The 15,022-nt window shown below is 35.1% G+C and carries 16 protein-coding genes; 10 read left to right on the top strand and 6 right to left on the bottom strand.

Going from position 1 to position 15,022, the window contains the following annotated elements:
• The first annotated feature begins 3 nt into the window (after positions 1 to 3).
• The 10 genes from fliI to fliR all read left to right on the top strand — a co-directional run bounded on the left by fliI (position 4) and on the right by fliR (position 7,364).
• Positions 4 to 1,347, top strand: a complete 1,344-nt coding sequence (gene fliI, locus B6C84_RS03495) for a flagellar protein export ATPase FliI (RefSeq protein ID WP_217332237.1) — start codon at positions 4 to 6, stop codon at positions 1,345 to 1,347.
• 17 nt (positions 1,348 to 1,364) lie between these two features.
• Entirely contained in the window at positions 1,365 to 1,829 is a 465-nt protein-coding gene (gene fliJ, locus B6C84_RS03490) for a flagellar export protein FliJ (protein ID WP_065579040.1), read from the top strand.
• Complete coding sequence (locus B6C84_RS03485) at positions 1,819 to 2,997, top strand: flagellar hook-length control protein FliK (protein WP_086321115.1); 1,179 nt, start codon at positions 1,819 to 1,821, stop codon at positions 2,995 to 2,997. The genes fliJ and B6C84_RS03485 overlap by 11 nt, the downstream gene beginning before the upstream one ends.
• A 214-nt stretch (positions 2,998 to 3,211) precedes the next feature.
• Complete coding sequence (locus B6C84_RS03480) at positions 3,212 to 3,679, top strand: flagellar basal body-associated FliL family protein (protein WP_034900941.1); 468 nt, start codon at positions 3,212 to 3,214, stop codon at positions 3,677 to 3,679.
• Positions 3,680 to 3,684: 5 nt separating this feature from the next.
• On the top strand, positions 3,685 to 4,722 hold the full coding sequence (gene fliM / locus B6C84_RS03475; protein ID WP_034900939.1) for a flagellar motor switch protein FliM: 1,038 nt from the start codon (positions 3,685 to 3,687) through the stop codon (positions 4,720 to 4,722).
• Positions 4,715 to 5,095: a flagellar motor switch protein FliN gene (fliN, locus tag B6C84_RS03470; protein WP_034900937.1), complete on the top strand. Its 381-nt coding sequence runs from the start codon at positions 4,715 to 4,717 to the stop codon at positions 5,093 to 5,095. Before fliM ends, fliN begins: the two co-directional genes overlap by 8 nt.
• A 20-nt stretch (positions 5,096 to 5,115) precedes the next feature.
• Positions 5,116 to 5,517 carry a FliO/MopB family protein gene (locus tag B6C84_RS03465; RefSeq protein ID WP_065613536.1) on the top strand — a complete coding sequence of 134 codons (402 nt, stop codon included), beginning with the start codon at positions 5,116 to 5,118 and terminating at the stop codon, positions 5,515 to 5,517.
• A 3-nt stretch (positions 5,518 to 5,520) separates the two neighbouring features.
• A complete protein-coding gene (gene fliP, locus B6C84_RS03460; RefSeq protein ID WP_425319287.1) occupies positions 5,521 to 6,264 on the top strand; it encodes a flagellar type III secretion system pore protein FliP in 744 nt (247 codons plus the stop codon).
• A gap of 21 nt (positions 6,265 to 6,285) precedes the next feature.
• Positions 6,286 to 6,555, top strand: a complete 270-nt coding sequence (fliQ, locus tag B6C84_RS03455) for a flagellar biosynthesis protein FliQ (protein WP_034900933.1) — start codon at positions 6,286 to 6,288, stop codon at positions 6,553 to 6,555.
• Positions 6,556 to 6,560: 5 nt separating this feature from the next.
• Complete coding sequence (gene fliR / locus B6C84_RS03450) at positions 6,561 to 7,364, top strand: flagellar biosynthetic protein FliR (protein ID WP_086353934.1); 804 nt, start codon at positions 6,561 to 6,563, stop codon at positions 7,362 to 7,364.
• A gap of 185 nt (positions 7,365 to 7,549) precedes the next feature.
• Here the strand turns inward: fliR and B6C84_RS03445 are convergent, their stop codons facing one another.
• From B6C84_RS03445 to miaB, 6 genes are all read right to left on the bottom strand, one after another.
• A complete protein-coding gene (locus tag B6C84_RS03445; protein WP_034900930.1) occupies positions 7,550 to 8,731 on the bottom strand; it encodes a serine hydrolase in 1,182 nt (393 codons plus the stop codon).
• A gap of 14 nt (positions 8,732 to 8,745) precedes the next feature.
• Positions 8,746 to 9,852 (bottom strand): peptidoglycan glycosyltransferase MrdB, encoded by a 1,107-nt coding sequence (gene mrdB, locus B6C84_RS03440; protein ID WP_065579035.1) that lies wholly within the window; start codon positions 9,850 to 9,852, stop codon positions 8,746 to 8,748.
• Between the two features lie 2 nt (positions 9,853 to 9,854).
• Positions 9,855 to 11,795 (bottom strand): penicillin-binding protein 2, encoded by a 1,941-nt coding sequence (gene mrdA / locus B6C84_RS03435; RefSeq protein ID WP_034900928.1) that lies wholly within the window; start codon positions 11,793 to 11,795, stop codon positions 9,855 to 9,857.
• Positions 11,796 to 11,824: 29 nt separating this feature from the next.
• Positions 11,825 to 12,838: a PhoH family protein gene (locus B6C84_RS03430; protein WP_174565007.1), complete on the bottom strand. Its 1,014-nt coding sequence runs from the start codon at positions 12,836 to 12,838 to the stop codon at positions 11,825 to 11,827.
• Between the two features lie 31 nt (positions 12,839 to 12,869).
• Positions 12,870 to 13,343 (bottom strand): zinc ribbon domain-containing protein, encoded by a 474-nt coding sequence (locus B6C84_RS03425; RefSeq protein WP_086353933.1) that lies wholly within the window; start codon positions 13,341 to 13,343, stop codon positions 12,870 to 12,872.
• A gap of 66 nt (positions 13,344 to 13,409) precedes the next feature.
• Entirely contained in the window at positions 13,410 to 14,837 is a 1,428-nt protein-coding gene (gene miaB / locus B6C84_RS03420) for a tRNA (N6-isopentenyl adenosine(37)-C2)-methylthiotransferase MiaB (protein WP_065579031.1), read from the bottom strand.
• Between the last annotated feature and the right edge of the window lie 185 nt (positions 14,838 to 15,022).

The raw sequence follows: 15,022 nt of genomic DNA, 5'->3' as shown, positions 1-15,022 counted from the left end.
TGGATGACTAAAATTGATGGTGCGCAACAAAAATTACAGTCAATATCGTTAATCCGTCAATATGGTCGCTTAGTTAAAGCTTCGGGCTTAGTTTTAGAGGCCGTAGGCTTAAAATTACCTTTAGGTTCTAACTGCTTTGTCGAACGGCAATTAGATGGAAAAGTGCAAGCCGTTGAGTGTGAAGTCATTGGTTTTAATGGTAAAACCTTATATCTGATGCCATTTGAATCAACTGATGGCATATTACTTGATGCCAGAGTATATACCTCACAATATGATTTAACCCATTTTAGTCATAAAGTTTTACCTATTGGTACGGGGTTATTAGGACGAATAGTTGATGCAATGGGCAAACCATTGGATGGCAAACCTTTACCAGAAAATATTGAATATGAAGGATTAATCAATAAATCACTAAACCCTCTGACTCGCACGCCTATTCATCAAGTATTAGATGTCGGCATTCGTGCTATCAATGCATTATTAACCGTTGGCCAAGGTCAACGAATGGGGCTTTTTGCTGGTTCTGGTGTTGGTAAAAGTGTCCTACTTGGCATGATGGCTAGGTATACCAAAGCCGATATTATTGTGGTTGGTCTGATTGGCGAACGTGGCAGAGAAGTAAAAGATTTTATCGAAAATATCCTTGGTGAAGAAGGCTTAGCGCGTTCAGTAGTTGTCGCGGCACCAGCAGATGTATCGCCATTATTACGTCTACAAGGTGCAGCTTATGCCACAAAAATTGCCGAAAATTTTCGTGATCAAGGGTTTAATGTATTACTAATCATGGATTCACTAACCCGTTATGCCATGGCACAACGGGAAATAGCCTTAGCCATCGGTGAACCACCGGCAACCAAAGGTTATCCACCATCAGTATTTGCAAAATTGCCAGCATTAGTTGAAAGAGCAGGTAATGATGCCAAAGGAAAAGGTGCAATTACTGCTTTTTATACTGTGTTAACCGAAGGTGACGACCAACAAGATCCTATTGCTGATTCAGCAAGGGCAATTCTTGATGGTCATATAGTATTATCACGTTCACTAGCTGAATCGGGGCATTATCCAGCCATTGATATCGAAGCGTCAATCAGTCGTGTAATGACCGATCTTACCCCGCCAGAAGATGAAAAAAAATCACGGTTATTTAAACAATTATTTTCAAGTTTCCAGCGCAATCGGGACTTGATTAATGTTGGTGCTTACGTAGCTGGAACCGATCCATTATTAGATAAAGCTATCTCTCTTTTTCCAGCTATGCAGCAATTTTTACAACAAGGAATCAATGAGCATTGTAGTTATCAAGACGCTTATCAACAATTAATCAATATTGTTGCAGTTCGCTGATAAATTAGGAAAGAATTATGGCCAATCAACATCATGGTAAATTTGCATTTATAACGTTAAAAAAGCTCGCTGAAAAAGCAGTTGATGACAAATTGATTAAATTAAAACATGCCCACGAGAATAAACGTAATGCACAATCACAACTAAATGTATTAAATGATTATTATCACGAGTACCAACAACGGCTAAATAATGCCTTATCCAGTGGCATTAAAGGATCGGAATTAAATAATTTTAATGCTTTTATTACAGCGATTGAACAAGGTATAGCGCAACAAAAAAAACTACTATTAGCTTTAGATATAAAACAAAAGCAGATCACCAATGAGCTTAATCAATCACAAAAAAGCCTAAATACTTATACTACATTATTAGATAAACAACATAAAAAACTGTTACTACAACAGAGTCGTTTACAACAAAAATTAACCGATGAATTTGCTCAGCAGCAAATAGCAAGGAGAACATTGAATGAATATTAATCAGTTTAGCGATATTCCATTAATCTCATCTCAACAATTTGAATTAAACGACAACAAGTTATCTATTCTTGATGATGATTTTTTTCAAAAATTATTACAACTTACCGAAAAACAGCAATGGCTAAGTGATAATCATCATCACGTTAATGCTACAAGCTTAAAAGACAATGAGTTAGAGCAGAAAGAACGAATGGATAGTGAAGAGTTGTTCATACTATTTTCTATGCCACTCAATCCGCAAGAGGATATACAGCAAAATAGACAATCGGATACTCAACCGAAAAACCAACCAATATATGAAACTAAACTATTATTAGAAGCTAATCCAACCATGATTGATCCAAAGTTGGATACACAATGTACTGATGATATCAAACAGCGCACCAATATTGATGAAAAAGCTGCCGAAATTATTGCCTCAATTAATCACAGTGAGCAATTAATCAACAAAACCAATCAACCAAATCCTAGTCATTTATTGGCTTGGGAAAATAATCAGCCACAAACGACCAAAAATGCACATTTGAGTATTAATCAAACACAGTCAACAGATACGCTGATAAATAATCATAGCAATGATCATCATACTGATTTAGCGTCAACGCTGACAGATAAATTGTTTACTACTAATTTGGCTAATACACCATCAGAAATGGCTTTATCAATAGATATAAATGGCCAATCATCACTATTTAATCCGCCAACCTTTACAACAAATCCAACCATCTTAAACTTAAATTTACCGATGCCCATGGATATTAGTAAGTGGCAAGCATCTTTAAATGAACAAATTTGTTTGATCAGTCGACAAGGTATTCAAAATGCCGAAATAAAATTAAATCCACAAGAACTAGGATCATTACATATTAAATTAGCCATGATTGATGACAAAATCGATCTGCACATGGCGGTTGCGCATAATATGGTTAAGGGTGTGTTAGAATCAGCACTCCCCATGTTAAGAAGCTCATTGGAACAACAAGGTATCACTTTACAACACACTAACATTAGTGATTTTTCAATGATGAATGATTCTAAACAGTCATCTTCTTATCAACAACCACAACAATCTGAAACAGAGCAACTATTAGATGATATCAATCCAATTCAACAAAAAATTAATCATCATACTAAGATTGTTCAATCAGGATTAAGTATTTTTGCCTAAATAATGGTTATGGCAATATTTATAAAATAATTGATATCTACGTTTTTAACAGTGTTTAACTTTGATAACTTAATATTAAAAAGGTTGAATAGATAATATTTTTATTGCCTATTCTTCCGATTAATTCTTACGGCATGATTTATTATTTTGGTAATTTTTGGTTATTTAAATAGCTACAAATCTTTCGTTAATTTTCATTGAGACAATAATAAATATGCAAACCACCAATAAAAAAGTAAGAATTTTAAACCTAATACTTATTCTAATTACCTTACTCGCAATAGGTTCAGCAGCTTATTTATGGTTCGAAAATCAAGCTAAAAATACGACACATACTCATCAAGAACCTCAAGTTTCATCACCGGTTTTTTTAACTCTAAAACCATTTACCATTACATTACCTCCTTCTGAAGATAATTTAGATATCAATAAAATTCTATATGTTGGTATGGTGCTACGCGTCGAAGATGAAGATCAAAAAACAGTATTATTAGAATATTTGCCTGAAGTAAGAAGTGATGTATTGCTGTTAACCTCAAAACAATATGTCAATAATTTGAAAAAAGAATCTGGCAAACTCGAATTACAAGAGCAAATAAAAACAGCATTATCACGTCAATACGATGCCAAACATTCAGTAAAAATTGATGAAGTGTTATTCACTGATTTCATTATAAGGTAATTATCATGTCGGATAAGCTTCAATCTACTAGCGATAAAAGTGAATCTTTAGCTAAACATTCACCGGATAATGCTGCCAGTATTGAAAAAGATATTGTGCAAAATTATCAATCACAGCAAAGCAAACGGACTGAAGTAAAACCTTATGATATATCAGTTAAACATAGTTTTATCCCTGAAAGACTAACAGCATTAGAAATCATTAATGAACGCTTTGCTCGTCAATTTCGAATTGGTTTATTTAATTTATTACGTCGTAATACGGATGTTATTACCTCGCCAATTGAGCCAAAAACATTTAAAGAGTTTTCGCATATCTCGGCAACTTACCATTTAAATTTAGTTCATCTTAATCCTTTACGGGGTAGCTGCTTATTTTCTTTTTCACCAGAACTGGTATTTATTGTTGTTGATACACTTTTCGGCGGTGATGGACATACCACCAATATGAATACTGAAGGACGTGAATTTACCCATACTGAACAAGAGATTATTAGACGAGTATTAGATCTTGCTTTAACTACATACCAAAATTCATGGATTGACGTATACAGCATTGAAACTGAATATATTCGTTCTGAAGTAGAGAGTAAATTTACCAATATCACCAGCTCTCCTGATGATGTAGTGTTAACTTCGACATTTTTAATTGAAATTGGTAACTTTAAAGCAACTTTCTGCATTTGCATTCCATATGCAATGGTTGAATCTATTAAAGAGTTATTAATTAAACCACCGATCGAAAGCCAAACCCATCAAGATGATAATGTCTGGATGAGTTCACTCACTAGCGGTATTAAACAATCAACGGTTGAGTTAGTCGCTAATTTTACAAATATTCAAACAACTGTTGCCAAATTATTAGCATTAAAAGTAAACGACATTTTGGATATTGAAAAACCAACCAGCCTAGATGTCACTATTGGTGGCGTACCGGTTTTAAAAGGTCAATATGGTAGTGTAAATAAACAATATGCAATTCAAGTAGAGCAAATAAGCAACCCTGTATTAGAACAATTGAATGAAGGAGTGTTCAATGAGTGATATGCCAAATAACAGTGATGATAGCCAAGCAACTAACTTAACTGATGAAGAATCGGTAACAACAGAAGCTATTTTTGAAACCCTTTCACCCCAACCGTCAAATGTAAAAGAACAAGATATTAATCTTATTTTAGATATTCCGGTTAATTTAAGTGTTGAACTTGGCCGTACCAAAATGGCCATTAAAGATCTATTAAATTTAACTCAAGGATCTGTTATCGCCTTAGATGGTTTAGCTGGTGAGCCATTAGATATTTTAATTAACGGTTACTTAATTGCTCAAGGCGAGATCGTGGTGGTGGGTGACAATTATGGTGTACGAATTACCGATATTATTACCCCTTCAGAACGGGTACGTAGATTAAGTCGTTAATAACCATTAATGAGATAACCATGAGCGAATCAACAATCAACGCCGGTATACAAAACTTTTCGTCTATTCCTACTGAATCAAGTTTATATAGCCAAATAGGAATAGCCTTTTTTAGTGTTATCACCATTATTTTCGTTTTAACCTGGCTAATAAAACGGTTAGGTTGGAAAAGATCTACTAAGCAATTCATTGATGTTAAAGCAACTTACAATATAAATGCCAAAGATCGCATTATGTTGGTTTATGTTGACCATCAATTACTGGTGGTCGGGGTTACAGCCCAACAAATGACTTTACTCCATACTATCAATGAACAACGTACTGAAATGTTATTCGCAGAACCGGTTGACGTTGAACAACAGTCAAAAAATAATCTGTTCAATCAGATATTAAAATCTGTGCTAAACAGTAAAAAGGTGTGATTAATTGTGCGGTTAAAACTTGTTATTTTATTTAGCTTATTGCTGGCCAGCCAATATAGTTATGCTGAATTATCACCGTTAACAATTGTTACTCAAACCTCACTACCAGAAGGGCAAACTTGGTCATTACCAGTTGAAACTTTAGTTTTTTTAACCCTACTGACGTTTATCCCAATTATATTACTATTAATGACGAGTTTTACTCGTATCATTATTGTGTTAGGGCTATTACGTAGTGCACTTGGTACCCAATCAGCACCGCCTAATCAATTAATTTTAGGTATTGCCCTATTTATGACATTTTTTATTATGTCACCAACATTGGATAAAATATATCAAGATGCTTATATTCCCTATTCTCAACAACAAATCACTATGCAACAAAGTTTGATGGAGGCAAGCAAACCATTGCGTGAATTTATGTTGAGCCAAACTCGTGAAAGTGATTTAACGCTATTTGTTAATATGTCCCATTCTGGTGATATTCAAACCCGTGAAGATATCCCGCTACGAGTTTTAGTCCCAGCTTTTGTGGTTAGTGAACTTAAAACCGCTTTTCAAATTGGCTTTACTCTGTTTATTCCTTTTTTAGTCATTGATTTAGTTGTTGCCAGTACATTAATGGCATTAGGGATGATGATGGTACCACCAGCAACAGTATCACTACCTTTTAAAATTATGTTGTTTGTATTAGCTGATGGCTGGCATTTATTGTTAGGTTCATTAGCACAAAGCTTTTTTAATTAACGCCAACAATAAAGGGATTATATGCCTTCTGAATATATTAGCCATTTTGCCATTCAAGCAATCAAAGTTGCCGCATCACTTGCAGGTCCTTTATTACTCGCAGCCTTAGTCACTGGGTTAATTATCAGTTTGTTACAAGCGGCAACTCAAATTAATGAAATGACCTTATCTTTTATTCCTAAGATTTTAGCGGTGGTGTTAGTATTAATCATTTTAGGCCCCTCAATGCTGACAACTATGATCGATTATATCCGTCTGGTTATTACTGATATTCCTAACTTAACTAGTTAACCTTAATGGACACCGCGATTCACGATCTGTTTAATATTGATTTTTTTGCTTGGGTTCGATCAAGTTTTCTGCCTTTTACCCGTATTTTAGCGCTAATTATGGTCGCACCTATTGTCGGTGAAAAAGAGGTGCCAAATCGGTTAAAAATCGGTTTAGCAGTGCTGATCGTCATTTTATTACCGTTACCAAAGTTAGACGACAACCTTAGCCTTTATTCATTACTCGGTATCTGGGTTATTGCCCAGCAAATCATGATTGGCATCATAATCGGTTTTACCGTACAACTTACTTTTTTAACGGTAAGATTTGCCGGTGAATTAATTGGTATGCAAATGGGGTTAGGCATGGCGACCTTTTATGATCCTATTGGTGGACCATCTACTTCCGTACTGTCACGTTTAATTAACATTATTGCCTTGTTGATATTTCTCAGCTTAGATGGCCATCTATGGTTACTGTATGGATTAGCTAATAGCTTTGAGATTATTCCTATTAGCGTTTCACCTTTAAAGGCCAACGGTCACTTAGCCTTAATCGAAACAACCGGTCTATTATTTAGTAATGGCGTTATGTTGGCATTACCATTAATGACGTTATTGCTGATTATTAATTTGTCATTAGGGTTATTAAATAGAATTACCCCTCAGTTATCAATTTTTGTAGTTGGCTATCCACTTACCTTATTATGTGGCTTGATGATGTTAAGTTATTTATTTTCCTCCTTGCCTTCATTTGTTGAATTTATTTTAGAACAGATATTTTCAACTACTTCGCAAATTTTAATCTATCTTGCAGCCACCAATAATTAAGCCAATTAAGCTTAATAAAATTTAGGGGTATCTTTTAACAAAAATTTTGAGGAACGAGGTTTTTTAGCCTTAACATTAAAGGTTATTAACCATGTATATAACTAATAGTTGCTTATACGAGATAATAAAAAACCGCTGTGTAGCTTTGCGTTACACAACGGTTCAAGTTAATTATAACTTAAAAATTAATTAAATAATTTATGGAATTGTAAGCTTATCCAATCCCAAATATTACCAAAGAAGCCTGCTTCTTCAACATTTTCAAGGGCAACTAAAGGTTGTTCGTTGATCACTTTATCATCTAATAAAAATTGGATTTTACCAACCGCAGCACCTTTGGTAATTGGCGCATAGATGTAATCATCAATGGTGTATTGTACTTTAACGTCAGCTGAACGGCCTTTTGGCACAGTAATATAAGCACCATTAATAGTCCCTAAATTTACTTTGTTTTCATCGCCATACCAAACTGACTCTGTTACTAATGGCGCATTAGGCTTAACTGGATTAGCCGTTTCAAAGAAGCGGAATCCCCAAGTGAGTAATTTTTTACTCTCTTCTTCACGACCTTTAAAGGTTCGGCCACCAAGCACGGCTGAAATTAAACGGGTATTACCATCAACCGCTGATGCAACAAGGTTATAACCAGCAGCATTAGTATGACCGGTTTTAATACCATCTACGTTTAAAGTTGTATCCCAAAGTAAACCATTGCGATTCAATTGTGGTTTAGACAAGTTATAGGTGAACTCTTTTTCTTTATAGATAGCATATTCAGTTGGTAAGTCACGAATCAAAGCTTGACCTAATAGTGCCATATCTTTAGCTGTTGTATACTGACCGGGTGCATCAAGGCCATGCACCGTTTCAAAATGGGTATGTTGTAAACCAATTTTTTTGGCATATTCATTCATTAAATTAACGAAAGCACCTTGGCTACCAGCAACATGTTCAGCCATAGCGATACATGCATCATTACCCGATTGAATAATGATACCTTTATTCAAATCGGCAACCGAAACTGTTTTACCAACCTCTAAAAACATCAATGATGAGCCTTTTAAAACCGGGTTACCGGTTGCCCATGCATCTTTACTGATCAGCACCATATCATCATTTTTAATACGGCCTGATTCTAATGCTTGGCCAACAACATAACTTGTCATCATTTTAGTTAAGCTTGCTGGATCACGTTGTTGTTCAGCATTATATTGCGCTAGGATTTCGCCAGATTTGGCATCGATTAAAATATAGGCTTCTGCATCTAATTGTGGGATAGCTGGAATAGGAAATGCCATCTCTGCAGAGGCAGAAGAACATATTGCAAGCGCCAACAAACCAAAAGATAATTTTAATTTCTTTTTCATTTATAAAAATTCCGTTAAATGTTTTTAGATAACATGTATCGATGAGTGTGAATAGACATCATAATGCCAAAACTTGCCATTAAAACGACCAGAGAAGAGCCACCATAACTTATTAGTGGTAATGGTACACCAACTACTGGTAAGATTCCACTGACCATACCAATATTAATAAATACATAGACAAAAAATACTAAAATCAAACCACCAGACAGTATTCGTCCAAACGTCGTTTGTGCCTGTGCGGCAATAATTAATCCACGTATAATTAAACATAAGAACAAGACTAACAAAACAATAGAGCCAATAAAACCAAACTCTTCAGCGATAACTGAAAAGATAAAGTCAGTATGTCTTTCCGGTAAAAATTCTAACTGAGATTGCGTACCTTCAAGCCAACCTTTACCCCATATTCCTCCCGATCCTATCGCGGTTTTCGATTGCAAAATATGATAACCAGCTCCATTAGGATCACGCTCAGGATTAAATAATGTTAATACTCGTTCACGTTGATAATCATGCATTAAATAAAACCACATAATCGGTAAAAATATGGCGATCAATATCAAAGCAACAAGAATAAATCGCCAGTTAATCCCAGCCAAAAAGATAATAAAAATACCCGACATAATAATTAAAATAGCCGTTCCTAAATCGGGTTGCATTGCTACTAATAAGGTAGGTACGCCAATAATAGCTAATGTTTGCAAAGTTGTTTTAAGCGGTGGTGGACAGCCATCACGATGAATAAACTTAGCTACCATTAATGGCACGGCAATTTTAGCAATTTCTGACGGTTGAAAACGAATGACGCCTAAATCTAACCAACGCTGAGCACCTTTACTGGTATAACCGAAAATATCAACTAATAGTAATATAATAATACAGGCAATATAGAGATAAGGTGCCCACTGTTCATAGCTTCGCGGTGAAATTTGGGCAAAAACAATCATCACAAAAAAACCAAGAATTATTTGGATAACTCGTTTTTGCATCATATCTACATTTTGGCCACTAGCACTCCATAAAATATAAAGGCTATAACCAAGTAGTAAGGTTATAAATAAGCAAAAAAGTGGATCGATATGTATCTTTTGCCAAAAAGATTTCTTAATATTGTTCATAATTAATCTTCATGTCCTGTCGTCGATGATGATGCATCATCTAATTCTGTTGAGTTATCACCCTCAAGATAATAATCCAATATTTTACGGGCTACTGCACCGCCATTGGAGCTACCACCGCCACCATTTTCAAGGACTATAGCTAGCGCTATTTTCGGTTTATCATAAGGTGCATAAGCGATAAATAAGGCATGGTCACGTAAATGTTCGGGTATTTTATGGGCATTATAAGTTTCGTTTTCTTTTAAACCATAAACTTGAGCGGTACCTGACTTACCTGCTGCTTGATATTTAGCACCAGCATAAACTTTACGTGCAGTACCTCGAGCACCAAACATAACTCGATGCATACCTTCTTTAGCTAATGCCCAATAGGCTGGATTAACATCAACTAGGCTATTAGTTTCAACATATTTTTCGGGATCAATAGTTGGTTGATTCTGATTAGTATTAATAATGTCACTTTTTTTATAGAGTAAAAAGTGTGGCGTAAAAGTTTTACCATTATTAATTAATGTGGTTAAGGCTTTAGCCATTTGCATAGGTGTGGCAGTCCAATAACCTTGACCTATACCAACCGGAATGGTGTCACCTTGTAACCAAGATTTTTTATGCCGCTTTAATTTCCATTCGCGACTTGGCATAACCGCACGAGTCTCTTCATTAGCCGAAATATCAATGCCGGTACGCTCACCATAACCAAACTTAGTCATCCATAAATTTAGGCGATCAATACCCATATCATAAGCAACTTGGTAAAAATAGGTATCCACCGATTCTTCAATTGCTCGTAATACATCAACATGGCCGTGCCCCCATTTTAGCCAATCTCGATAGCGTCTTTCTGTACCGGGTAATTGCCACCAGCCAGGATCATTAACCACACTTTTCGGTGAAACGACACCTTCACTTAAAGCGGCTATCGAAATAAATGGTTTTACCGTTGAAGCAGGAGGATAAGCACCAAGTAAAGCTCGGTTAAATAGCGGTTTACTTGGATCATTAAGTAACTCACTATATTTTTTACTGGAAATACCACCAACAAAATCATTTGAATCATAACTAGGGCTAGACACCATTGCTAATACTTCACCATTATTGGGATCAATAGCAACAACTGATGCTTTTCGGCCAGCAAGCAGTGATTCAATATAGAGTTGTAATTTTAGGTTGATGGATAAATAGATATCTTCACCGGCTTGTGGTGGATGTTGTTCAAGTAAGCGAACAATACGACCTCGGCTGTTTACTTCAACCTTTTCATTACCAGCCGTACCATGTAAAACATCTTCGTAATACCGTTCAATCCCCATTTTACCAATGTTAAAAGTAGCCACATAATCGCTGGCTTTATTTTCTTCTTCTAAACGTTGTTTATCTTGAGTATTTATTTTAGATATATAGCCAAGAATATGGGTAAGTGAAGCGCCATACGGATAATATCGATGTTGAATTTTAACAATCGACACAAACGGAAAGCGATGCTGATCAACAATAAAACGTGCTATTTGTTTTTCGGTTAGATTTTCTTTTAGTGGTACGGGACGATGAGCCCGATAATTACGGCGTTCCTTTTGGAAATTCTCAATATCTTCATCAGTTAAATCAACAATCGTTTTTAACTGTTCAAACTGTTCGTTAAGGTTTTTGGTTTTATCAGGAACAATATTAAGTTGATAGGTAATATTATTTATCGCCAATGGCGTACCATTACGATCATAAATCATACCGCGACTAGGAGGAATAGGGATAATTTCAATACGATTGTTGTTTGATTTGGTACTGTAATAACTAAAGTTTGAAATTTGTAGATCAGCTAAATTGGCTAATAACACAAAAATTAAAAGAATAATTACCACAAATGCAAACAACGCTCTACGCAAAAATAAGTTTGTTTCTGCTGAGTGATCGCGAATATTGCCCTTTTTTGTTTTACCTGAAATAGAGATAATATAACTCCTCTAAATTCTGTTTATGAGTGTTGTTGCTTGTGTTCTTGTTGTTCCCATTTTTCATAAGCATTAACAATTCTAGCTACGACAGGATGGCGAACGACATCTTCACTCTTGAAAAAATTAAAACTAATATCATCAACTTCGCTTAAGACTTCGATAGCATGGCGTAATCCTGATTTTTGGTGACGCGGTAAATCAATTTGCGTAATATCACCAGTAATTACCGCTTTAGAATTAAAACCAATACGCGTTAAAAACATCTTCATTTGCTCAATTGTGGTATTTTGGCTTTCATCAAGAATAATAAAAGCATCATTAAGTGTACGCCCACGCATATAGGCTAATGGAGCAACTTCAATAACACTTTTTTCAATTAGTTTTTCAACTTTTTCAAAACCAAGCATTTCAAACAATGCATCATAAAGTGGACGTAAATAAGGATCGACTTTTTGACTTAAATCACCAGGTAAAAAACCTAGTTTTTCGCCGGCTTCAACCGCAGGACGAGTTAAAACGATACGTCTAATTTGCTGTTTTTCTAGTGCATCAACCGCTGCGGCTACCGCTAAATAGGTTTTTCCGGTGCCAGCCGGACCAATACCAAAAGAAATATCATAATCTAATACATGAGCAATATATTGAGCCTGATTAGGTGTACGTGGTTTTATTACTCCACGTTTGGTTTTTATCATGACTTGCTTACTACCATGCAGATCAACATAGGCAGGAAGATGCTCTTTGGCTTTTTCTAATGCACCAGATTCTTTAATGGCTAAATGTATCTGCTCAGGTTCAATATCGATAATATTATCTTTTTGTTTAGTTTGCTTATATAGCGATTGTAATATTTCAGATGCAGCTTTTACACAGATGGTATCACCAGTGATGGCAAAGAGATTACCACGATGATTTATTTCAATCCCTAAACGACGTTCAAGTTGTTTAATATTGTCATCATAAGGACCACAAAGACTATTAAGTCGCTGATTATCTGCTGGTTCTAGCATAGTTTCATGGGTCGTAATATTCAATGATAAGTCCTCTAATTATTCAGGTTAATGACTAAATACGCTCTTCACATAAAGAACATTTTTCAACACCTTTTAAAAAATCCATATGGCAATGATGACAAGTCACTATATCGTCACCAACTATATTATTCACAGCACTAGTTGCCTGATTATTATCTAATCCTTGGCTTTTCAACTTATTGATAACCATCGTGATAGGTGTACCACTTTTTAACTCTTGCTCAACATAAGATGCCACTTGCTGTTCAAATGTAGGTGGTATATAAGTTAAAACACTTTCATTAAAGTCAGAATTACAGTGTTGACATTTAATATATCGACCTAAAGTTTGAAAACTAAAAATAGGAATAAAAAATAGTGTAAAATATTTAGCTACCTTTATTTGCGTATACTGATGTTGTTTTTGATCACCAGCAATATTTTGCTGAGCACAACAGTTTGGGCAATTAAATTGCCCTGTATGTTCATTAACTTCACGTCCTTTTGTACCAAATACAATAAACATTTAATATTCCTTATTTATAAATTATCATCTTTAATTATTAATTAAATTACACTTCTATTTGTATAATTATGGTTGATAAATACCAACGCCTAAATTATTTTCTTTACGAGTTCGCGAAATAACTGAAATTGGTGATTCACTAACCCGTAGATCCATCTGATCTTCAGTTCTCACTACTTTACCACGCAATGAGTTAGGATAAACATCGGTAATTTCAACATCAACAAATTTACCAATCATATCTGGATTGCCAGCAAAATTAACAATTCGATTGTTTTCTGTTCGGCCGGTTAATTCCATAAGATCCTTTTTAGATGGACCTTCAACTAAAATACGTTGTACGGTATTTAACATGCGACGACTAAATTGCATAGCTTGTTGATTAATACGTTCTTGAAGAATATAGAGCCGTTGTTTTTTCTCTTCTTCAGAAACATTATCTTCCATTTCCGCAGCAGGCGTACCCGGACGAGCTGAATAAACAAAGCTATAACTTAAGTCAAAATTAACATCAGCGATCAATTTCATAGTTTGTTCAAAATCTTCTTGTGTTTCACCCGGGAAACCAACAATAAAATCAGAACTGATTTGAATATCTGGGCGAACTTTACGTAATTTACGAATAATTGATTTATATTCAATTGCAGTATGTGTTCGTTTCATCAAGTTCAATACGCGATCAGAACCACTTTGTACTGGTAAATGTAAAAAGTTAACCAGTTCAGGCGTATCACGATAAACATCAATAATGTCATCTGTAAATTCAATTGGATGGCTAGTGGTAAAACGAATACGATCAATACCATCAATGGCAGCCACTAAACGCAATAACTCAGCGAATGAACAAATATCACCATCAAAAGTTGGTCCACGATAAGCGTTAACATTTTGACCCAGTAAATTCACTTCACGTACACCTTGTTCAGCCAGTTGTGCTATTTCATAAATAACATCATCACAAGGTCGGCTTACTTCTTCACCACGGGTGTAAGGTACCACACAATAAGTACAGTATTTGTTACATCCTTCCATTATGGATACAAATGCCGTTGGACCTTCACTGCGAGGTTCCGGTAAACGGTCAAATTTTTCAATTTCAGGAAAACTAACATCAACAACATGCTGGCCATTACCACTGCGGATCTGTTCAATCATATCAGGCAGACGGTGAAAGGTTTGTGGTCCAAAAATAATATCAACAAAAGGCGCTCGTTTACGAATATGGGCACCTTCTTGTGATGCGACACAACCACCAACACCAATAATAATATTAGGGTTATGTTGTTTTAAATTTTTCCAACGACCTAGTTGGTGAAAAACTTTTTCTTGGGCTTTTTCTCGAATAGAACAGGTATTTAATAATAAAATATCTGCTTCTTCGGCATTTTCTGTTAAGGTTAAACCATGGGTGGATTCAAGGAGATCTGCCATTTTAGTTGAATCATATTCGTTCATTTGACAGCCCCAAGTTTTGATATGTAATTTTTTGCTCATCAATAACTCAGCTATATTTAATTGTTAAAATGAAAACGGGTTTAAATCCGCGATTTTAGCGAGCCATATTGTAATCCTTTGTGATTGTAGGGTCTATAATAAATATAAAAAACTATATTTATTACTTTATATATAAAAAATAAACAATTAGTTATTTATTTATCGAAAAAACAACTGATTATGAT

This window comes from Gilliamella apis (assembly GCF_002142155.1).
Taxonomy (GTDB): Bacteria; Pseudomonadota; Gammaproteobacteria; order Enterobacterales; family Orbaceae; genus Gilliamella; species Gilliamella apis.
This window is presented reverse-complemented; position numbering and strand designations above follow the sequence as displayed.